24 protein-coding genes are annotated in these 21,712 nt (G+C 35.4%); 3 read left to right on the top strand and 21 right to left on the bottom strand.

What is annotated here, in order from left to right; all coding sequences use genetic code 11:
- Position 1: 1 nt before the first annotated feature.
- The 20 genes from BLT84_RS00950 to BLT84_RS00845 form a co-directional block, all read right to left on the bottom strand.
- Positions 2–817, bottom strand: a complete 816-nt coding sequence (locus BLT84_RS00950; RefSeq protein WP_091262212.1) for an NHL repeat-containing protein — start codon at positions 815–817, stop codon at positions 2–4.
- Positions 810–1,121 (bottom strand): heavy-metal-associated domain-containing protein, encoded by a 312-nt coding sequence (locus tag BLT84_RS00945; protein WP_051931167.1) that lies wholly within the window; start codon positions 1,119–1,121, stop codon positions 810–812. Before BLT84_RS00945 ends, BLT84_RS00950 begins: the two co-directional genes overlap by 8 nt.
- A gap of 11 nt (positions 1,122–1,132) precedes the next feature.
- Positions 1,133–1,990: a transporter gene (locus BLT84_RS00940; protein WP_157717877.1), complete on the bottom strand. Its 858-nt coding sequence runs from the start codon at positions 1,988–1,990 to the stop codon at positions 1,133–1,135.
- 299 nt (positions 1,991–2,289) lie between these two features.
- A complete protein-coding gene (locus tag BLT84_RS00930) occupies positions 2,290–2,754 on the bottom strand; it encodes a heavy-metal-associated domain-containing protein (RefSeq protein ID WP_231929402.1) in 465 nt (154 codons plus the stop codon).
- Between the two features lie 48 nt (positions 2,755–2,802).
- Positions 2,803–3,507, bottom strand: a complete 705-nt coding sequence (locus BLT84_RS00925; protein ID WP_231556170.1) for a hypothetical protein — start codon at positions 3,505–3,507, stop codon at positions 2,803–2,805.
- 173 nt (positions 3,508–3,680) lie between these two features.
- Positions 3,681–4,007, bottom strand: a complete 327-nt coding sequence (locus BLT84_RS00920; RefSeq protein ID WP_091262207.1) for a four-helix bundle copper-binding protein — start codon at positions 4,005–4,007, stop codon at positions 3,681–3,683.
- A gap of 75 nt (positions 4,008–4,082) precedes the next feature.
- A complete protein-coding gene (locus tag BLT84_RS00915) occupies positions 4,083–4,352 on the bottom strand; it encodes a thioredoxin family protein (protein ID WP_034888861.1) in 270 nt (89 codons plus the stop codon).
- A 136-nt stretch (positions 4,353–4,488) separates the two neighbouring features.
- Positions 4,489–4,857 (bottom strand): metal-sensitive transcriptional regulator, encoded by a 369-nt coding sequence (locus BLT84_RS00910; RefSeq protein ID WP_034894027.1) that lies wholly within the window; start codon positions 4,855–4,857, stop codon positions 4,489–4,491.
- A gap of 146 nt (positions 4,858–5,003) precedes the next feature.
- Positions 5,004–7,316 carry a multicopper oxidase domain-containing protein gene (locus tag BLT84_RS00905; RefSeq protein WP_034888863.1) on the bottom strand — a complete coding sequence of 771 codons (2,313 nt, stop codon included), beginning with the start codon at positions 7,314–7,316 and terminating at the stop codon, positions 5,004–5,006.
- Positions 7,317–7,349: 33 nt separating this feature from the next.
- A complete protein-coding gene (locus tag BLT84_RS00900) occupies positions 7,350–8,264 on the bottom strand; it encodes a DUF3347 domain-containing protein (RefSeq protein WP_034888865.1) in 915 nt (304 codons plus the stop codon).
- Positions 8,265–8,360: 96 nt separating this feature from the next.
- Positions 8,361–8,720: a hypothetical protein gene (locus BLT84_RS00895; protein WP_034888867.1), complete on the bottom strand. Its 360-nt coding sequence runs from the start codon at positions 8,718–8,720 to the stop codon at positions 8,361–8,363.
- A gap of 200 nt (positions 8,721–8,920) precedes the next feature.
- Positions 8,921–9,463, bottom strand: a complete 543-nt coding sequence (locus BLT84_RS00890; protein WP_034888869.1) for a hypothetical protein — start codon at positions 9,461–9,463, stop codon at positions 8,921–8,923.
- Between the two features lie 327 nt (positions 9,464–9,790).
- Positions 9,791–10,273 carry a YybH family protein gene (locus BLT84_RS00885; protein WP_034888871.1) on the bottom strand — a complete coding sequence of 161 codons (483 nt, stop codon included), beginning with the start codon at positions 10,271–10,273 and terminating at the stop codon, positions 9,791–9,793.
- Positions 10,274–10,291: 18 nt separating this feature from the next.
- Positions 10,292–10,852 carry a potassium channel family protein gene (locus BLT84_RS00880; RefSeq protein WP_034888874.1) on the bottom strand — a complete coding sequence of 187 codons (561 nt, stop codon included), beginning with the start codon at positions 10,850–10,852 and terminating at the stop codon, positions 10,292–10,294.
- A 405-nt stretch (positions 10,853–11,257) separates the two neighbouring features.
- Entirely contained in the window at positions 11,258–11,824 is a 567-nt protein-coding gene (locus BLT84_RS00875) for a DUF3347 domain-containing protein (protein ID WP_034888876.1), read from the bottom strand.
- A gap of 16 nt (positions 11,825–11,840) precedes the next feature.
- Positions 11,841–12,293, bottom strand: coding sequence for a heme-binding domain-containing protein (locus tag BLT84_RS00870; protein ID WP_034888878.1), 453 nt, complete (start codon positions 12,291–12,293; stop codon positions 11,841–11,843).
- Between the two features lie 64 nt (positions 12,294–12,357).
- A complete protein-coding gene (locus BLT84_RS00865; RefSeq protein ID WP_091262205.1) occupies positions 12,358–12,963 on the bottom strand; it encodes a DUF3347 domain-containing protein in 606 nt (201 codons plus the stop codon).
- Between the two features lie 514 nt (positions 12,964–13,477).
- Positions 13,478–13,894 carry an HYC_CC_PP family protein gene (locus BLT84_RS00860; RefSeq protein WP_034888882.1) on the bottom strand — a complete coding sequence of 139 codons (417 nt, stop codon included), beginning with the start codon at positions 13,892–13,894 and terminating at the stop codon, positions 13,478–13,480.
- A gap of 1,158 nt (positions 13,895–15,052) precedes the next feature.
- A complete protein-coding gene (locus BLT84_RS00850) occupies positions 15,053–16,384 on the bottom strand; it encodes a site-specific integrase (RefSeq protein WP_051931170.1) in 1,332 nt (443 codons plus the stop codon).
- 423 nt (positions 16,385–16,807) lie between these two features.
- Positions 16,808–17,239, bottom strand: a complete 432-nt coding sequence (locus BLT84_RS00845; protein ID WP_157717876.1) for a hypothetical protein — start codon at positions 17,237–17,239, stop codon at positions 16,808–16,810.
- 604 nt (positions 17,240–17,843) lie between these two features.
- Here BLT84_RS00845 and BLT84_RS00840 point away from each other — a divergent pair.
- The 3 genes from BLT84_RS00840 (at position 17,844) to BLT84_RS00830 (ending at position 20,583) form a co-directional block, all read left to right on the top strand.
- Entirely contained in the window at positions 17,844–18,878 is a 1,035-nt protein-coding gene (locus tag BLT84_RS00840) for a zinc-dependent alcohol dehydrogenase family protein (RefSeq protein ID WP_091267910.1), read from the top strand.
- A gap of 462 nt (positions 18,879–19,340) precedes the next feature.
- On the top strand, positions 19,341–19,808 hold the full coding sequence (locus BLT84_RS00835) for a DUF2231 domain-containing protein (protein WP_091262201.1): 468 nt from the start codon (positions 19,341–19,343) through the stop codon (positions 19,806–19,808).
- Positions 19,809–19,872: 64 nt separating this feature from the next.
- Complete coding sequence (locus BLT84_RS00830; RefSeq protein WP_091262199.1) at positions 19,873–20,583, top strand: rubrerythrin family protein; 711 nt, start codon at positions 19,873–19,875, stop codon at positions 20,581–20,583.
- An 88-nt stretch (positions 20,584–20,671) separates the two neighbouring features.
- Here BLT84_RS00830 and BLT84_RS00825 read toward each other — a convergent pair whose 3' ends face one another.
- Positions 20,672–21,646, bottom strand: a complete 975-nt coding sequence (locus BLT84_RS00825) for an NAD(P)H-quinone oxidoreductase (RefSeq protein ID WP_034888893.1) — start codon at positions 21,644–21,646, stop codon at positions 20,672–20,674.
- Between the last annotated feature and the right edge of the window lie 66 nt (positions 21,647–21,712).

Genomic DNA, 21,712 nt, shown 5'->3' with positions numbered 1-21,712 from the left:
ACTATTTCGGCGTATAAAGAGTAATTGAATTCTCCTTAAAATTTGTGATGTACAATTTATTATCATCGAATAAAACATCCGTAGGATAGTTGATATTGGCGGTAAGGGTTTGCTGTAATGTTCCGTCCAGGTCGTAAATTAGTACCCTACTGTTTTCTTGGTCGGTCACAGCAAAGCCATTTTTATTGAATGCTATGGCCGAAGCTACATTTAAGCCATCTGCTTTTCCGATTACGTTTAACGCTTTTCCATCAAAATCGAAGACCTGTATCCTGTTGTTGTACGCATCGGCAACATAGACTTTGTCACCCTTGATTTTCACATCTATGGGATAATAGAGTTCTCCATTGTCGTGACCTTCTTTTCCTATAAATGTAACCTGTCCTTTTATTTGAAGGATAACCCGATGATTATAAAAATCGGCAACCGCAATGGTATCGCCTTTTACGTTGAGTCCTGCAGGTGCTTCAGGTTTAGCATTAAGGGATAATGATGATTTTTTTCCGTCTTCAAAAACCCAAATGGAATCTGTTAAAAATTCTGGCACATATAACTTCCCTTTATTAAAATCGATGTTCATCGGGCGCTTGATGTCTACAATGGAATCCAGCACCTTACCGCTTCTGTCTATTTTAAGCAACCTAAATTGTTCCGGATCCGAAAACCAGAAATCGTCACCGGTTTTCACTAAGGCAAGGGGACGGGCTATTTCGGGTAGTTCTATTTTACTTTTAAAAGCCCATTCCTTAACTTCTTTATCTTCTTTACAGCTGAAAAGCAACAAGGAGAAAACGAATACTAATAAAAATTTATTCATCGCTTTCTTTTTTTATGGTGCCTGGGGTAAAGCCTGCTTCTTTTATCTTTTCACGGACAGTGTTTTCTGAGATTTGTTTTCCCTTTGCAATTGTTAGAAGTGCAGTTCCTTCGTTAATAACTATTTCAATGCCTTCAACTCCATCTATTTCTTTAAGGTTTTTTTCTAGGCCATAAGCACAATAGGGGCAGGCCAGGCCATCTACTTCAATTGTAATTTTACCCTCTAATGGGGATTTGTCCGTTTGTGCATTTGTTGTCATAGAACCAAGTCCTATTAACAGTAATATCAATAACTTTTTCATTTTTTCTATTTTTAAAAAATTAATATTCTAGTTCCTATTCTTAAAATGTAATTTGTTTGTTGACCCCTTGGAGAAGCATCTGCCAAAGGAATTTGAATACCCGATTCAAAGAGTAATTTTCTTCCCGCTATATATTGAATGCCTGGGGACAAAAATAAATTGTTTCCAACATCATCGAATACATAATTCCCATTAAGCTCCAAAAAAACATTCAATTGGTTGGGTGGATACTTTTGTGGTAAAAGCGGGTAGCCAAAAGCGATATTGTATATCAGGTTATCTGGTAAACCATTTCCAGCAAGATTGTAGCCCACTTCTCCATAAACACCATATTTAGTGGTTACATACCCATTAACTAAGCTTAAAGTTGTCTGGTATGCGCCAGACCCCAGCGCAGGCATTTTGCTTGTATTTCCCGTAGGAAATGTTTCGGTTATTTTAATTAGACCTCTTAGAGTAGTACCTTTGCCATCTTTTTGATATAACTGGTATTTTGTAAATAATTTTAAATCTCCAAAACCAGATTGGGAATCCCCAGCGTCTGGAGAAATAGATAAATATGGCACTACCGCATCTACCTGCCATTTGCTGGTAATGTTATAGGGCACAACCAAAACCTGGGCATAAGCATTCGCATTCTCTTTGGATATAATATTGCCAAAAGTGCGCACTCCACGTCCTTGCACACCCAACATTATTGGGGTATCCGTGAAAATGGGAGGGCCTTGTGCCTTCATTTTCAAACCCAATAGCAGCATTAGGATGATTAGAAATATCTTACTCGTAATCCGCTGATAAGCCATTAATCGAGGAGAAAATTTATAACAATCATTATGAATACCAAAAAAGTTGTTGTCCATAATATCCATTTATTTTTAGTTGAATTTAGAGCACTTTTCTTACAACCACATTCACTTACATCTTTATTTTCTCCTGAACTTTTTGCTTTGGAAGTCCCATAAGTATTGTAAAATGCAAAGCCTAAGGATAGAAAGGATACTCCATATAAATATGGCCTGATGGGATGTAACCATTCAAAATTGGAGGACATGCCCGTAAAACCTGCAATGCCAATTAAAACAGCAGGGGTCCAACAACACAAAAAGGGGACTCCTGCCGTTAAAAGGCTCGTGCCCAAAAGCGCGTTTTTCTTTAGCATTCTCAAATATTAAAGAATCTCGGTTAGTTTAATTTTCCAATGTCCTGATAAATTACCATCTTCCTCATCTTGAACGATCCCTTTTAGCTTTACCGTTCCTGCCTTCAACTTTGAATTTAAATCGTCTGAAGCACCAGTAACGATACTATAGGTTTCCGTGCCGGTTTCCAGTTCATAACCACTATTTTTATTTATCAGTTTTCCCTCTATGACCACTTCCGCTTGTTTAGCGGAGAAACCATTCTTCTTTACTTCCTCTTGGATTTGTCTCAGACTTAAACTGTTATTTTTAGAAAGTTCCAGATAGGCTTTCCCATCATTAAGGCTCACCCTTACATTTTGCAGACCGTCCATTTTTTTAAGGCCACGTTCAAGGCCATACGCACAAGGCGCACAATCCATCCCAAAAACTTCCTGATCTACTTTTTGGATTTGAGCATTGGAGCTAAAAGTTCCTAATACTGCCATTATCATAATCAATACTACTTTTTTCATCTTTTTAATTATTAAAATTTATTTCTATTATAACCAGTAACTCAAATTAATCGCGACTCTGTAATTTTCCTTTACCGCACTTGGGGTCAAATCCTGTACCACCGGAAACAAAGCTCCAAAGGAAATTCCCCAAGCTCCGTACAATCCTAAAAAGGAAGGCCCCACTAGAACTTTTTTGCTTCTTGAATCGGTAAAATCCTGCTGTCCCAGATAGCGGTTGTCCCCTGGAAATTCAGCAAGGCTTTCTACAAAGACCCTCCAATCGGGTTTGGGATAATCTCCCTTAAAAATATCTGGGCGATATCCAACAACAGCACTGGCATAAGGGAGGTCACCAAGCTGCTCCTGGTCCCGTTCAAAATAATACTGATATCCACCACCCAGCCACGCATACCAGGTACGGGAGGCATAACCGGTAGATATAGCTCCGTGAATTGAATTCCCCACATTCACCTGACCCCGAACATCATCGGTAGGAGCTGATACCCCTAAAATGGCTGTAGATTCAAAGCGTTTCCCCACCCCAAAGGCATTGGAAAAAAACCGGTACCATAAAGAAGCTTCAATATCACCATTGGCTGGCATATTGCTATTTCCACGTGTTCTGGAAGGATTATCCAAACGCTCGATCATTGTAGGAGTGGTAAGGTTGATCTGCAAATCTTCGGTTATACCATAAGAAAATAGGTAACGCATCATATAAGAGGTTTCGTTCTCTGTACTTAGGCTCATCCCGGCGACATTTAAATTCACGCCACCCTTTGCAAGGGTTGGTGTCGGGACACCATACAAGGGCCCGTGGCCTTGAGCATTTATGGTTGAAATTGCAAATACATTTATAATGCTAATAAAAATAATTTTGAAAATCGGATTGGGAATAGCCATACTTTTCACGTTCTCAAAGGTTAAGCTGCCATTTTTTTACAGCTTTCTGCACACTCTCTACATTTTTCTGCACATTGCTGGCATACTTCGCTATCAAATTTTGCACATTCATCGGCACAGGCTTTACATAAATCTGCACAAATGGCGCAAACACGTTGTGAGTAATCGGACTGGCTGGCCAATAGTTGTACACAGGCAGTGCATAGTGCAATGCAATCCAGGCAAAACTGGTGGCATTCTTTCATATCGGATTCACCCAAGTGCTGATCCAGGCAAATTCTTGCCGCTGTAATACAGGCGTTGCAATCATCGATACATTTTTGTAATTCTGAACTTAATGGTTTCATAATAATATTGGTTTTAGTTAATCCCTGTCTATACGGAAACAGAGACTTAAGTTAAAAAGGCCGTATCCTATTTCTTTATGCCTGTCCTATTCCGGCTTCTATCAATTTTTCTTTGGTTATGGCCGAATCCTTACAGCAATCCAGCAATTTTCCATTTACCGCCACGGCAGGGATCTTCGTGATATTGTATTCCTTCATTTTGCTAAGACAGGATTTATCATCGCATTGTTTTACAAGGTCATAAATTTGCACTTCGCAATTCTCACAGGCCAGTTCTTTGACCATATTTACAACGGGATCACATACTGGGCAACCAGCTGTGAATATTTCTATTTGTCTTTTCATAATAATTCAGTTTAAATTTTAAATTTATTTTAATACTTCAAAAGTACTACCCAACCCCGGGTGGTCACCAAATAAAAAAAGGCCTAATTTTCATTAAGCCTATTATTCTGGAATTGATATTAAAATGTGTGGTACGTTATGAAGTTTCCGTGGTGTCGGTGTTAATTCGCTTTCTAAGAGCATCAATCTCTTTCATTTGAGAGGTTAGTGTATCGAGTTCCAAATTTGGGAACTGTTTTCGTATAAACTCAATGCGGTCTTCATTACCACAATCGCCGGGACAGGCTTCTACGGTTTCAGAGATTTTTATGGCTAGGGCCTTTCTATAAGTTTCATCCAGTAAAAGAAAATGAGCCTTATCCAATCCTTTTTGAGCTGCTTTAAATTGAAGAAGGATTTTATCGGGATCTACCTCTTCATCAAGCATTTTTATGAGTCCGCCTATTTGCCCATTTATACTTTGTAACCTTGTTTTGATGTCTCTACTTAAGTCTTTTGGTATCATCATTTATTTTTTAGAATAGCAAATGTAAAGGTCCTCCTCGGGTGGTCTCCAAAAATTTAAGTAGGTATTTGCTTAAAAATAATCATTTTTTACTTTCGGCAATTCCAAAATATATTCATTATTAATACTTTATCACCAGATTGGATTTAATAATTAAGGTTCAATCCAACCCCAAATCCCATATCGCTATCGTAATGTGTGGTGATTCCCATATTTCGCGTCGCTATATATCGTAATCCTCCCATATATTCCTTGTCCGTATTCCACATTAGATTCATACGCAACCTTGAAGTTATAGGAATGTCATTACGTTCAAATTGCAGTCTGACGTTGCCATCTGAAAATATTTCGGCTTGTGCCATTACAAGCATTGGCAAGGTATAATTGACCCCTAGACTTAATAGAGAACGTTTGTCTTTTGTGTTTTTTTGACCGAAAAGATTTTCCTCTATTTCATTATGGGCCAATTTTCTATAACGCCAATCAAAGCCAACAAATGGCATCAGCCATTGCATTTTCCCTATATATCTCCCTATATGGGTTTCTGTTTCGTATCCGTGCATATCATTATAACCTAAACGCCATTCGGTTCCTAAACTCCATCGCGTACTTTGAGCCATTAACTCGCCATCATTCCCATTGGTTGCAAAATCGTTTTCTGCCATCCAGTGAAAGGTTCTGTCATCACCCTTTAATTTCTTTAATGCCAATTCTGGATTTGGAATCAATGGATTGGGTTCCTGGTTTTCATAGCTAAAAACCCTGCCCATACCACTCATCATATGGTAAAGGATGTGGCAGTGGAAAAACCAATCGCCTTCTACATTTGCCTCAAACTCGATAACGTCGGTTTCCATAGGCATAATATCCACCACGTTTTTAAGGGGCGCGTACTCTCCTGGGCCGTTGAGCAACCTAAAGTCGTGACCATGCAAGTGCATCGGGTGGCGCATCATAGAATTGTTGTACATGGTAATCCTCACTTTTTCGCCCTTTTTTATTAGGATTTTATCGCTTTCAGAAATTACCTTGTTGTCCATGCTCCAAACGTAACGGTTCATATTTCCCGTAAGTGTAAAATGCAGTTCCTTTACAGGTGCGTCCTCGGGAAGTGTAGTAACTGTAGGTGACTTCAACATGGCGTAGTTGAGCGTGGTGATGTCTGAAAGTTCATTGCTTTTGTACATTTCCCCATCCATTCCTGCCCGTCCGGCAGGCGGGTTCATTCCCTCCATCCCATCCATTTGTTCCATATTGTGGGCTGGAAGTTTTTCGGTCTTCATTTCCATTTTCTTATTTTTTCCTTTAGCTGCTTCGCCTGTTATTTCAGGATACATCACCACATTCATATCCATTTGCTGCATACTCATTTTCATCCCCATTTGGTCCAAATCGCCATTCATTTTCATCATTCCGTTCATCATTTCCATACCTTCAAAGTATTTCAATTTTGGTAGTGGCGAAGTGAGCTGTTTAATTCCACTTCCCAAATAAATAGAGGCTGATTTTGTTCGGTCTTCAGGGGTTGCCAGAAATTCAAATGCTGTATTATCAGCAGGAATAGTGATAACGACATCATAAGTTTCAGACACTGCAATGAGCATTCTATCAACCTCCACGGGCTCCACATCATTCCCATCATTGGCAATCACGGTTATTTTTCCGCCGGCATACGTAAGCCAAAAATAGCTCGAAGCACCTCCGTTTGAAATTCGAAGCCGTACCTTATCTCCTGCTTTTAAGTCTTTCAGGGACGTATCCTCATTTTCACTTTTGCCATTGATGAAAAATTTATCATAATAAACGTCGCTCACGTCCATAGCGTTCATACGTTTCCATTCGTTGTGAAGTTTTGTTTTTAGGTGTCCCTTTTTTATGGCCTCTGCATAGCTTTGGGTCGTACCTTTTTTAATTGCAAACCAGTCGGACGCGTTGTGAAGCATTCTATGTACATTTTCTGGTTTCAAATCTGTCCATTCGCTCAAAACTATGGGAATGGTGGGCAAATCGTCAATGCCTTTTCTGAAGGTTTTGTCGTCTGGTCTTTTATTCAGAATCATAGAACCATACATTCCAATCTGTTCCTGAAGCCCAAAATGGCTGTGGTACCAATGGGTACCGTGTTGTATGATGGGGAAGGTGTATTTATGGACAGTGTGTGGTGGTATGGGCATCTGTGTGAGATACGGAACACCATCTTCCTTATTGGGCAAAAATAGGCCGTGCCAATGCAGGGAAGTTTCTTCATCCAACTCATTGTGAACATAAATTTCGGCGATGTCGCCTTCGGTAAACGTGAGTGTTGGCATAGGTATTTGCCCATTGACCGCAATGGCGCGTTTTTCCCTGCCCGTAAAATTGACAATGGTATCGCGCACATAAAGATCATAGCGCACTATATTTTGTGCTTGTAGGGAGAGAGTCCCCAGAAATAAAAGCACGAAGATTATTTTTTTCATTACGTTATCGAAAAATTATATTTTTGGATTATTTCAATTTTTATTATCAATGGTTTCCACAGTGGAGCCACAGCTTAACATTTGTGAACCGTAATACGGATTTTTAATGGTCTTGTCCTTGCTTAACCAATTGGCATCCTGCATTGGGCAGTATTGATAGTAAAGGGTTTCTTTGGAGCTGTAAAATGGTATGATTTCATGCATATTTTTTGACAGAGCCTTAAATTTTTCCCGTTGCTTACCGATGTCCTTTGTTTCCGAAATACTTTTTGCAGCATCCATTATTGACGGCATTACTTTGATCACAGCGTTTTGTTCTTCCGTTTTAAGCGATTCTATTTTCAGGGCTTTTATTGCGTTCAAGAGTTCTGCCGCCTTTGCAGTTGCTGTAGTGGCATTGCTTTTTATTAAGGCATCGTTTATTGCAAAATAATTATCGAATACTGCATCCAGTGCGTTAGGCTTCATCATTTCGGGCATCGCCATATCTGTATGGTTTTCAGAAGATGGCATATCCATTTCCATCTTGGTTTCGGGCATTTCCATACCTACCCGTCCGGCAGGCGGGTCCATTTTAGTGTGGTCCATAACCATTGCAGGTGCTTTATTCAACCTTTCATATTTGCAACATTCCGGAAGTTGTGCATAGGCATTGTCTGGAGCCAGAAATTGGTCATTGTCATAACCTGCCAGAGCAATACGTTTTAATATTTCGTCCCGATTTGTTTTTTGGGAATCGTAGGTTATTTCCGCCATTTGGGTGTCTTTGTACCAATTAACGTTAGCCGTATTTTTATTGTTTCCAGCATTTTCTATTGCAGTCTTACACATATCGCAGTTACCGAAAATCTTTACAGTTTCGGTTTGTGGATTTTTAATTTGGGCGTGGCCCGAAGTAACTGATAGCACTACCGATAGTACTATCAATATATTGAACATTGATTTCATTTTAAAAAATTTTAGATTATTGAAAAAGCTAAAGAATACAAGCAAAGTACTGTATTCAAAAAACGACAGCCTAAGTACTACTGTCAAAGAAAAGGATTAGCTTATTTCTGGCGGTTGCCAGATGGAGAGATATACTTTATTTGGAGTGTTCTGAATGTAGGTTTGGTCAACTTTCGACACATACATTAACTTAGTACTTACCTGTTCAGAATCATTGATATAGAAATGAGTACTGATCGAACTTGGAAAATGGCAATAATTGATGTTACACAATCCCACACAACCATTATCATCATTATCACAGCATGATTTCTTTTCAGAATGCGTGTCTTGGTTTGAACAAATATGTTCTTCAGTTTTAGAAGCCTTTGATAAATTTCCTAATACTAAAACTGTACTGGTGGGAAACACCAATAACAGGATAAATAAGGCAATTATGGAAGTTTTGTTTTTCATCTTATTTCTATCTCAAAGATAGTTATATTAAATCAGATGTTGTTAAATATTATTTGCAAGAAACTATCGAATACTAAACATTTCTTATGGGGTAAAATTGTAAGTGTCACAACTCGGTTTTCATCTGCTTCACACTTTAGATATGTTATTAAAATTGGTACTTTATCATTTTTTATTACTAAAACATAAAAAATACATTCTCATTCCAATTTCAGCACTAATTGGGCAAACTGCACATCGATACTCTTATCCAAACCTTGTATTAAAGAATCCAAACCCGTATTTGAAACCAAAACCTGTCCTGTTGCACTTAATAGGCAAGACATACTTAATCCTTGTTCTATATGGGTAATGGTTGCTTTAAATTGTGACTTATAGGTTTTTCCTTGATATGTGACATCTACCAACCAATTAAAATTGATAGGTTCATGCCGGTTTGATAAAAAATCCACGGATGGAATAGTACCCGTAAACCGAAGGATTAACGGATCCTTCTGCTCTTTTAGAGTCGTATTTATTTCAGGAACATTGGTTGATAAGGTTTTAAGGTCCAGAATCCCCTTTACCACTTTAGTATCATAATCAAGATATAATACCAGGTTATGGCTTTCTGCTTTGATAGATTTACTGTCAGCCAAAGTCATCATCTCAATATGGCCATCTTCAGTTTTATAAATCTTTTGGGCCGCAACCTCATAAAATGTTATTAAAAGTACTGTGAATATTAATAGTTTGGTTTTCATAATGCTTGTTGCTACTAATTGTTTTCTACCTAGTTAAGAGCTTCTACTATTTGGATTATATTGAACTATTTGGTTCCGGGAACACTTTAATATTCCTCAGTACGCCAATTTTTTTTGATTCTACTTTCGAAAAACCATTCGGCTATTAAACCCAAATAGTTTAGAAAGTTTTTGCTTTTAACGTCCTCGATAATTTGAAAACACTTCTACGAATGAACCTAAATGCTTTCAATCTTTGGTTATTGTCAACAACCCAAGTATTGTAAACACTTTCTGTGTCAATTTTATATTGATGGATTAATTAAGGAAAATTGCTCATTGTTGCTGTCATTTCGTGTTTCTTGAAGACGTATGTGTTTTGATGATTTTCCATTTGCCATCCATCTTTTTTAAGATAGAAGTTGCCACTCCTTTTTTCTTTATCGTTCTTGAATCGCCTTTCTCATCTGCTTTGAGGACGATGGTATAAATATAGATCTCGGTAGTAAATGCATAAGGTGCATCTACCTGTACATCAATTTCATAATCTGAAAATTCAAATTTTTTGAAATGTCCCAATTCCGGCCCTAAATGGTGTTCTATATAGTTTGCATAAGAACCCTCCACACCTCCTGATTCGAAGACTTGGGAATCCTCGGTAAAAAGATTGAACGTGCCTTCGGTTTTCAAATTTTGAATGGCATCCTTGTAGTTTTTCATCACAGTGATAACCGCTTCGGTATCTGTTTGTGCTTTTGTTTCCTGTGCATTGGATAAGCTGAAAGTTGCAATGAGAATTATTACGAGTGTAATTGTTTTAATTGTTTTCATAATTTTAGTTTTAAATGGTTATTTATTATCAACGTGTATTCTATTAATGTTGGCAATGCCAAAGACCAGCACCAAAAAGCTCAAGAAAATCTCCATCATTACCAATAGCTTGCCCGCAATGGATACTGGAACCATATCGCCATAACCAACGGACGAAAAAGTGATCAAGCTGAAATACGAAAAATCAAAGAATTGCAGTAAAACGGAACTACTAATTAATGTAGCGGTTTTAAAATTTTCAGAATTCAAAACATATAAAGCTTGATAATCTTCCGAAAACGAAAGGATAATTAAAAAAATTAATACACTGAATAAAGTGAGCACGTGTGTAAGCTGGTGACTTTCCCCGATTATTTTACTTAACTGTATTAAAGTGAGTCTAACGATATAAAACGTTTTAATCAAAGCCAAACAAACAATTAAAAGAGATAGAACAAGGTTATCAGAATTCGCATCAACCCATAGTGTATAACTTAAGGATAGCACAATAACTGTGCTTACAGTAAGTAATACCTTTTTAAACAGTTGTTTATAAAAACCTGTTTTTCTAGAGGTATCGTCATTGTTTTCAATAACCATTTTATCTTATTCTTTTAACTAAATATTTGAAACACTAAAGTCCCAATAATTACGGCGGCTAAAATTGCATACATAATGTAATTAAACCATTTTTTGAAGCCTCCTTGCTTCTGATCCTTTTCGATACCTGTTTTGCAACAATCTTTCATCGGATTCTTTTTTTTCTTTTTTTTAGTGCCTAAGCAAGAGAAAAGTCTTTACTAACCAAACAATGAAAAAAGTTTCCCTTTCTCTCTATTAGGACTTTAATTTGTGCCTGGCACGGGAAGGAATTAACACTAACCTTTAATATTGTTTTCCTTCCCATGATAGGGCTTTAGAACTATTCATATATTCTTATCATATTACCTCCTTCTATAAACTAATAAACCAGGATAGTTAAAAGATTTTTAAGGAAGGGTTTATCTAATTAATAGTCTTTTGAACTTTCCCACATGTAGGCATTTTGCTTCCGTAATATGGATTTTTCACTTCATTGCTTGTGCTCAACCAAGCACTTCCTTTATCATACATTGGGCAAAACTGTTCGTAAAGCGTGTTTTTTGTTCCTGTAATGGCAACCATATCTGTTATGTCCATACTTAAGATCTTAAAATGCTCACGTTGGTGGTCTATCGCACTTTTAATGATATGCTCGGCATGCTCGGTAGCATCTTCAATGATATCGGCCAGCTCTTTTTGGTTTTCTTTTGAATAGCTGCTGGCATTAAAAGCCTTTAGGGAAGCTACCAATTTGGATCCTTCTTGGGCTGCTTTTTTGGTGTCATCTGCCACCAAAGTATTCTTTAAGTTGAAATAGTCACTTAAAATCGCCTCTGCCTTTGCATCACTTTTCATATTCGCCATTTTACTATGATCCATTTTCATGTCTCCTTTCATATCTCCGTGTTCGTGGTTCATCTTTTCCTGTGCATTTGCAAAAGAAACTGCCATCAATAACATTGCTGCTATACTCATTTTTAGATTTTTCATTTTCTTGTTTTTAATGTTATAAACTATTTTTCAACTGGGCCATATACGCTATAATTTCAGATTTTTCATCTTCGGAAAATTTTGCATCCGCATGAATAATTGTATAAGAGTCCAGTGGCATTTCATCATCTTCAATTTGACTGATAATTGACCTTAGCTTGCTGTTTTTTCTTCGGTCTGAATATTCATCCCATTCATTAAAATTTAACTCAGCCTTTCCTTCTTTTATATGATCTTCCAGAAACCAGGCAACCGGTTGTACTTTATTGTACCAAGGGTAAGCGGTATTGTTGCTATGACAGTCATAACAGGAGACCTGAATTTTGTTCTCTATGTTGGCTGGCACATTGTTAACAACCATAAAATCGGTGTGAGGGACAACGTTGCTTTGGTTGCGACTGGTAGGGAAAAATTGGATGGCTATAAAAGCTACCAATAGAATAAATGCTATGATTTTTGGAATCTTCATCGAAATATTCAATTAAACCTACAAGTACTCCCCTGAAGGGCGAGGAATACCTTATAGGTTATGATTAATTAATCTCTTTTTGAACTTCTCCACAATTCATCATTTTGCTTCCAAAGAACGGGTTTTTGATTTCTTCTGTACTGCTAAGCCATTGAGCCCCTTTCTTGTTATTATACATTGGGCAAAAATCCTGGTACAACTTCTTATCGGTTCCAGTAATAGCAATCATATCGATAACATCCTTGCTGAGAATATCAAAATGCTCTCGTTGATGATCCATAGGACTTTCTGAAATATGTTCGGCTTGTTCCTTTGCATCTTCAATAATATCGGTCAATTCTTTTTGCTCCTCAGAAGAATACGAAGTTTTATCAAATTTTTCAAAATCCGATATCAACAGACCCCCAGCTTTGGCAGCTTCCTCTTGATTATCTGCAACCAGGGCATTTTTAATTTTGAGGTAATTATCAATAATAGCTTCGGAAGCACTGTTGCCTGAATTGTTTGCCATTAACCTTTCTGAATCACCATTATTAGTTCCATCTTCCAGCTGCATTTCGCTTGACATTGGTATGGGAGCTTCCTCCTTATTCCCATCTTTACAGGATATTGTGGTGAGCGCTAACAAACTCATTGTTAAGATTCCCATTTTTATACTTGTCTTTTTCATTTTTGATCTATTTTAAATTGATTATTGTTTATTTTAAAAATTTTCTTTCGATTGAAAATTTGTTTCTTATTAGAGATTTTATAGGACTTTGTTCCAAATATTCTTTTATTCTGATTTCTTCTTTGAAAAATCTTTCATACAGAATTTTCAAGACAGCCTTGCGCTTTTTTTTGGTTTTTCTATCCCGGTGTAAAAAACACCCAGTACTATAACTCCGAATTAAAATCAACCAATCCCTTTCGTTTATTATACTATTTAATTTTTAAAACCTTTCGAAAACCCAACATGTGGGTCTATGTTCTTGAAAAAAATATTTTAACGAAATAGGATAGTTAAGAACTTTAATCGAAATTTAGGGAGAATGCTAAAGAAATCTTTTAATAATTATGGATCATATTTATATAATTTGATATGGATAATCTCTTTATTTTATAAAGTGAATCCAAAATCGAAGATTTCATAGGGCAGAATTTCCCATATTCCAACCTTTGAAAGGGGGTACTGCTGTGTTAGATCAAATTAAATATGTCTCGTGTAGTTTTTGCACATCCCGTATGAGAAAGGGCGGCGAGTAATTTTTGAAAGGGATGACATTTTCATCAAGTCCCTCAAATAAATTGATATATGTATAGAAGAAAGTAGCAACAAATGTTTGTTGCTCAAAAGTAAATTTATTGAATGATGACTTCAAATCATCATGACCATCAACCGCTATTTGCTTATCCGAACAACAGGACTTTTTAGAAAAACCCTTTTCGCAACTTTTTTTGGATTGTTGTTTTTCCATTCCGCAGGTCTGGACATTTTGCACTAAAGAAAAATCAACCAGTGCCTTTCCACAGAAGTGCATATCAACTGTGAATGACGTGGTAGTAAATAGAACTCCAAGCGCCATACAAACAGACAATACTCTATGAAAGTTGTTCTTCATAAATGTAAAATTAGGTAATATAAACTTATAAGAGTGTCTTTTAGTGAAATTTTGATCTTAAGATCAAGAATTTTAACAGTCCCATTAAATATTTTAAAGCTCTTTCATTTATAGAATGTTGAGAGTGTTTAAAGTATAGTGAAGCTCATACTATTGACCACGTAATCTGAAAGCGATGAAAGTGTAAATTAGGTTTCTTGAGTGTTAATTGAAAACTTATTGGATTAAAGGGAATCCGACACTACTTGAATAACCAAGTTCTTTTACGATTCTTCGGAAATTTTTTTTTGGTGGATTGATAATAAAACTAAAAACGTAGTTTGCTAATTTTTGTAATCTTCCGCATCTAATATTCCCATTCTAATTAAAAAATTTAGAAAGTACAGGGTATTGCGTATTTGGCAAATAAAAATGCGATTTGCACATAACCCCTAAATTTAAAAGGTCATTTCATCCTATAAATAAATATTCTTTATCAAAGGTGGTTGCGCTGGAAATGGTTTCTTGGATAAATGTTACTTTAGTAACGACTTTTCTGACTTCAACTATACAAGCCTGAGATATAGATTTTAGGTGCGAGGTAAAGTATCATTAATCTTACATGCAAAGTTTGATTTAATTCAAACTTTTTAACATCGGTAATTTCACAAAAGTCATCCCGGATTGGTTCTGAATCCAAAGCGTATATAAATCCGAATGGTGTATGATAGATTATTTCTCCCAAATTATAAGTTGTGTTACCAGAATTTATCTTACCCTTTAATTTTCGGACTTTTTTAGAAATCGTATGATACATAAATATCCTGATATTTAAAGGTAGGCCTTTAGAAAACTTGTTCAAATTCTATTTGTCAAGGCATTGTATCCATATAGGCGTACTGTATAACCGCCTCAATACCATCTGTGGTATGACGGTTGCAAGAGTTGCCTAAATAATAATGGCCTCCACCTAGTTTGCTCCGTATACGTTTGCCATATAAAGAATTTTTCTTTTCGTGAAGGTGCACCGACTTTTAAAAAATTCAGGATTAGGATTGAATGATCCGTAAGGCAGTAGCGAGAAGACCTCAAATGTAAGTTCTCTTTATTTGTAATATATAATACAAATTCCAAATTTCTCCAAGCCTTTTTTAGTAATAATTTCAAGTACAAATAAAACTAAAAATTCACAACACTATCCAAAGCATCATCTGCATCTCTATGGACAAAATTTGCCTGATAATTCAAGGTAGTTTTTAAATCACTATGTCTATATAGTTTCTGAAGCATCAATGGATGGATTCGGTCACCAGCAATATTTCCGAAACTGTGTCGCGCGATGTGATTAGATAAATTTTTGTCAATGTTGCATTCTGTAGCGATGCACTTCAAATACTTATTAAAGAGTTTAGTAGCATTTCTTGTTTTCTTAAATATATCCTCAATATTAGATATCTCTACAGATCTAAGAAATGGAAAAACATAACCATTGTTTTCATCCTTACCTTTTTTGTATAGATTTAAGATTTTAATTGCTTTTTGAGGTATTTTTAAACTAACGGGCTTTTCATTTTTGTGCATCACATAAAGAAGTCTGTCATCTTTAAAATCTGACCATCTTAGTTGAACAGCATCGGAAATTCTAATACCTGCAAAATAAAACGCAATTAGCCACACGTTTTTGGTATGCCAAATAGAAGTATTTGGTTCTAATTTTAAGATTTCAATTTTTTCAATTTCTTTAGAAGTAAGACCAATTTTATGGCTTGAACCTATACGTATTTTTTCTTTTTCTCCACCAAAGGGATAGAACTTCGCATCAACAACCCCAGTTTTGATAGCTTTGTTAAATAAGGTACGAATGAAGATAAGTTGATTTGTAATCGTACGAGTTTTTTGTCCTAAATAAACCAGACAGAAGTCTTTGTATTTATCTAGGAAAGCTTCGTTTATATCCTGAAATTTTAGGGATTTATTCTTTTTGAATTGCTCTATGGAATCTATAAATGAATGGTTGCCTTTTCGTCCATTGCTAACTCGCTCTTTTCTGCGAAGCTTTATTTCTTGAATGCTGATTTCTTTTCCCTTGGCTATGTTAAAGTTTAAAAACTCTTGTAAGTTGTAAAGAATAGATAGTTCAGATTTTACTACAGAAAATGTGCCCCGCTCATATTTGTTTTTTATTCTATCTGTAGCGACAGCGAAGAATGATTTAGAACCTCCTGCACCTTTTAATTTTTGTTTGACTTGATTAGTTGTGAGTTCTATCTTAGAATCGAAATATATATCATTGGCCTCAGTTAACTTTTTCAACAGGAAATTGTTTAGCTTCTGTGAATAAGGATGTGTTCTTTTTACTTTTCCTGCGTTTTTATCCCAATCCTTTTCCAATACATATTGTCCGATAAATTTATAGCTAGTTTTGTAATTGTCGCTAATTCTCAAAGTGAGAGGGGCAGTGCCGTCCTTTCTTTCTTTATTTTTCCTTCGAACAATTTTTATACTAGCCATAATATTATATATAGTTGTATAAAGATAATCAAAAGAATAAAAAGGGGTACAGAATAGGTACAGAATAATTTGGTTTTAAACCATTTCTATTGAATATATAAAATATTTTAAACACTGGTAATCATTGTATTTGCTGGGTTTTGATATATTTTAATATATACTAACTTCAATCTCATAACCCGAAGGTCACTGGTTCGAGTCCAGTTCCCGCTACTAGGAAAGACAAGGCTTCACAAAAATGTGAAGCCTTTCTTGTTTCTAATAGGTACAGAATATGCAGCTTTTTAAATAACTCGGTATAACAGGTATTTATCGGGTTTAACAATTTTATCTTTTGTCGTAAAAATTCACTTTCTTTCGTCGATTCCAATAAAAGAGCATTTTATTTTTTTCTTTAAGCCTTTTATACGCTAAGCTTTTTGGCTAATCTCCACATTCATTAAGTTTATTCATTATAATTTTTTTTTCAGAAAAACTATATACAATAGTCCTTGTATTACATTCGTGAATATATACGGTTTTATCTTCTTTCCAATTTGGAGAATACTGATGTTTATACACTGGATTTATTAATTTAATATTGATATATTTTTTTCCATCCTTAATTAAGCCTTGATACTTTCTAAAATAAGAGGGATACCGATTTTCACTTCTCTCAAGATAGTTTTCTAATTCATAAACTTCTTTAAAAGATAAGTTGTAAATATTATAAGTTTCTCGATATCTTAAAGAGAAATATTCCTCACAAAGAATAACTCCTTCTATTCCTTTGTAGTTAATTTCAATATATTCTTCAGAGTAAGAATGATTGAAATAAAAAACAATAAGCAAAATATATAATTTATTGATTATCAAAATTTCTATGGTTTTTTGATGTAGTTAAATAAGTTACTTTAATTCTAATACTATTTTTAAAAGCAACTTAGATTCATGATTTAATAAATACTTTATCTGTCAAGATATTATAAACATTTCATCTTATCTGAAATATTGGATCCAAATCTTATTATCTTTTTCCCATTAGGTTTATATTATTGATCTAAAGTTTGAGGTGTTTTAATTGAAATATGTTTTTGATCTACTTTTATAATCCATACTTATTTTCTAAAATGGGCATTATGAAGTGCCCTAGATCTTTTAGTTTTTACATAGAATTTATATAATTCTGGATTTTTCATTTTTAAATAGATCTCCACTGTTTTCATGCGATTACTTTATTGCTTCCATTTCTAATAAATTGAGGTTCAATTGCTTCCAATTTTAATTAGCGTAGCAATATTGTTTCTTCAGATTAAATGCATAACTGATATTCATCATGTTTTGGCGCTTAGCCTTCCTATAACTTAGCTGTTCGTAAATCACTGAATATCAATTATTAAAGAATAGCTGAGAGATGTCTAATAAAATGTTATCAAAAGATAAAATCCATTCCAATAATTCTTCTACTCTTAAAAAAACTATGAAAGGTCTTGTATATGGTGGTCCTGGGAAAATATCTTACAAAGAGGTTTCAAAACCCGAGATAAAATTACCAACAGATGCTATAGTAAAGATACTTAAGACAACTATTTGTGGAACAGATTTAGGAATTTTACACGGCAAAACTCCAAGCGTAAAACCTGGCACCACCTTAGGGCATGAAGGTGTAGGTGTGATAGAGGAAGTAGGTGCTGGTGTGGTTAATTTCAAGAAAGGGGATAAGGTGATCATTTCATGTATCACCGCCTGTGGTACCTGTGAATATTGCAAAAAACAAATGTATGCTCATTGTAAAGACGGCGGATGGATATTGGGGAATCTAATTAATGGTACGCAAGCAGAATATGTTAGGATCCCACATGCGGATAATAGCCTTTATGAAGCCCCAAATGAGGTGGATGATGAAGCTTTGGTTATGCTTAGTGACATACTTCCTACGGGTCATGAAATAGGAGTAATAAATGGATGTGTTAAACCAGGTGATACGATCGCCATAATAGGTGCGGGTCCAATTGGAATGTCTGCTCTGCTAACAGCTCAGTTCTATTCTCCTTCCAAAATATTTATGATAGATCTGGATGAAAATCGTCTGGAATTGGCAAAAAAATGGGGAGCAACAGAAACTATTAATTCTGGTTCAGAAGATGCCATTAAAAAAATATTGGCTGAAACTGTTGAAGGTGTAGATGTGGCTATAGAAGCCGTAGGTGCTCCTGCAACTTTTGATATCTGCCAGCAGATCGTTAAACCAGGAGGGCATATCGCCAACATTGGCGTACATGGAAAAAGCGTTGAGCTAAAAATTCAGGATTTATGGATTCAGAATATTACCATCACCATGGGGCTTGTAAATACAAATACAACTCCCATGCTTCTCAAAACGATCATTTCAGATAGAATCCAACCTCAGAAATTAATTACCCACCACTTTAAGCTAGAAGAAATTATGAAAGCTTATGAAGTGTTTGGTAATGCTGAAGTAGAAAAAGCCTTAAAAATTATACTGATCAATTAGAAATAAGAGAATAGTAAACGCGGGTTAAAGCATTTGAAAGTTTTAAATGTCAGTCTAAAGGGAAGTTGTAACTCAAATAAAACGTATTAATGATGAGCGAAATTTTTCTGATTCCCACGATTGTAATTCATGATGAAACCTATAGAGGCAAAGCGGTACGAGTTTTAAAAAAAAAATCTAAAAATTTGTGTCTGATGGCCAATTCTATCTAACCTAATATCAGAATGAAAATAACCATAAACGTGGAACCAATATTAATCCAAAGAATAATAAAAAACTTGGATTACAACCGTATATAATACATCATTGCAGCCTTTTTGATATTGTTAATTCTGCAATGAGTCTTCAAAATATTCAAGCTGAGGTAACAACTAGCGATCTATATAAGAATCTAGTTTTTTATCAGCTCAGTTACCGGCCTTAAAATGCTACTCGAAAAACAATTTTAAAAAACATCAAATTATGTTCACAGCACCACACATACATGCTATGGTTATTCATTTTCCCATCGCCTTATTATTAACGGGATTTCTATTTGAATTATTAAGCCTTTTAAGCAAGAGTCATTTTGTTAAAAAGGCATCATTTTACTTATTGCTATTAGGAGCAATTGGGGCAATTGTAGCCTATGTGAGTGGTAGTTATGCTGGAGATGGAATGACAGACGGTATTCTTCAGGAACCATTGGAAATACATGAAGAAGCAGCAACTATTACCCTTTGGTTGGCAATTATCACCGCGCTAATTAGAGCTAGTATGTATTTTTTTAATTATCAAAGAACTTGGTTGAAATGGTCAACTTTTCTTTTGTTTCTCGTGTTGGTAGCCTCTGTTGCCAGAACGGGGTATTTGGGTGGCGAATTAGTATTTAAACATGGTGCAGGCATAGAATTGGCACTTCCAGATTTTGGGGATCCATCAGCGGAATAAAAAAGGTCTATAATAATCGTTATCTGAAATATAATTTCAAAATAATTTTAATAATAATAATACCATGAAAAAATCAATTTTAGTACTCTTAGTAGCAGCGTTCTCTCTTACAACATTATTTCAATCTTGTAATGAGAAAATCGAAAAGAAAACGGTTTCCAACGAAATTGCTGAAGCAGAAGCAAGTTCAAACTCAACAATAGATGAAAAGAGTCAAGATCCGCAACAATTAACTATTACAAACATGCATGATGCATATAAAGGCGAAACTACAGCGCATTTTAAGTATGCGGCTTATAGTAAAAAGGCAGCAGAAGAAGGACATCCCGAAATAGCATTGTTATTTAAAGCAGCATCTGGTGCAAAGCTTATTCATGCAAATAACCATAAAGTGGTTTTGCTAAGAATGGGAGAATCCATTCCTGAGATCACTCCTGAATTCTCAGTAAACACCACTGCAGAAAATCTAAAAGAAGCCATTGAAGGAGAAAGTTATGAATTCAATACCATGTATCCTAACTTTATAAAAGACGCCAATGCTGTTGGTAATTATATGGCTCAAATTAGTCTTACTTATGCCTATAAAGTGGAACAAAAACATCGTGACTTTTATATTGAAGCCTTGAAGGCTTTGGAAGCAGGAACAGATAATACCTTAGCAACAGTTTACTATTTATGTCCGACCTGTGGGAATACCTACGCAACTGTAGCACCTGCAAGGTGTGAAATTTCTATGACAGATTCTAAACTTTTTATCAAGGTTACAAGTTCATAACCCACTAGTTAACTGTATAAAATTAACTAAAAAAAAACCTTTCAGGAAACTGAGAGGATTTTTTAGTTTTGCGTTGATTCAATTTTCTTTAGTCTATGGTGAGCAGGATCTTACCAATATGCTCGCTGCTTTCCATTAGCTTATGTGCTTCTGCAGCTTTTTCTAAAGGAAACTTTTTATAAATAATAGTTTTGATCTTTTCTGAACTAAAAAGTGGCCATATATTCTTTTCCACCTCTTCGGCTATTTTGGTTTTTACTGATGCATCTTGAGGCTTAAGAAAGCTTCCTGTCATAGTAAGATTTTTACTCATTATAGTTCGTAGATTGATATTTACGTCATTACTCTTCATCCCGTTAATATTTATAAGTCTCCCTTTTTTATTGAGAATATCAAGATTCTTTTGAGTGTAATCTCCTCCAACCATATCTAAGATCACATCTATCTTTTCGTCTTTTAAAACTTCTTCAAAAGCTTCTTTTTTATAGTTGATAGCTTTTCCCACATTCATATTATTTAGAAATTCGATCTTTTCGTCGCTACCTGCAGTAGTAAAAGTTTTAGAACCCATAGCTTTTGCCATTTGCAAGCCCATAGTACCTATTCCGCTGGTTCCTCCATGAATTAATAATTTCTCTCCTGGTTGGAGATTCCCTAATTGAAATACATTAAACCAAACTGTAAAGATAGTTTCCGGTAGTGATGCTGCATTTATAAGACTCACACCTTCTGGAATTGGAAGACAATGTGAACTTTTTACTGCAACGTATTCTGCATAACCTCCGCTAGCAATTAATGCGCAAACTTTATCACCAATTTTCTTATTATGTACATTTTCACCAATCTCCGCGATTTCTCCAGATACTTCCAACCCTGGAATTAACGCTTCCGTAACTCCTTTTCCGTAAGCTTTGGTATTCTTTCTGGTAATAACATCGCTACGATTAACTCCCGCTGCCTTTACCTTTATAAGAACTTCATCTTTTTCTATACTAGGTTTAGGAGTTTCTCTTATTTGTAAAACTTCCGGACCTCCAGATTTTGTTATATGTATTGCTTTCATTGTGTTTATAATTTCATTTAGCCTTAAGAAACAAAAAATTTTATAGCTCTGTTATAAATAAAACTT

It is taken from the genome of Gillisia sp. Hel1_33_143 (assembly GCF_900104765.1).
GTDB lineage: Bacteria > Bacteroidota > Bacteroidia > Flavobacteriales > Flavobacteriaceae > Gillisia.
This window is presented reverse-complemented; position numbering and strand designations above follow the sequence as displayed.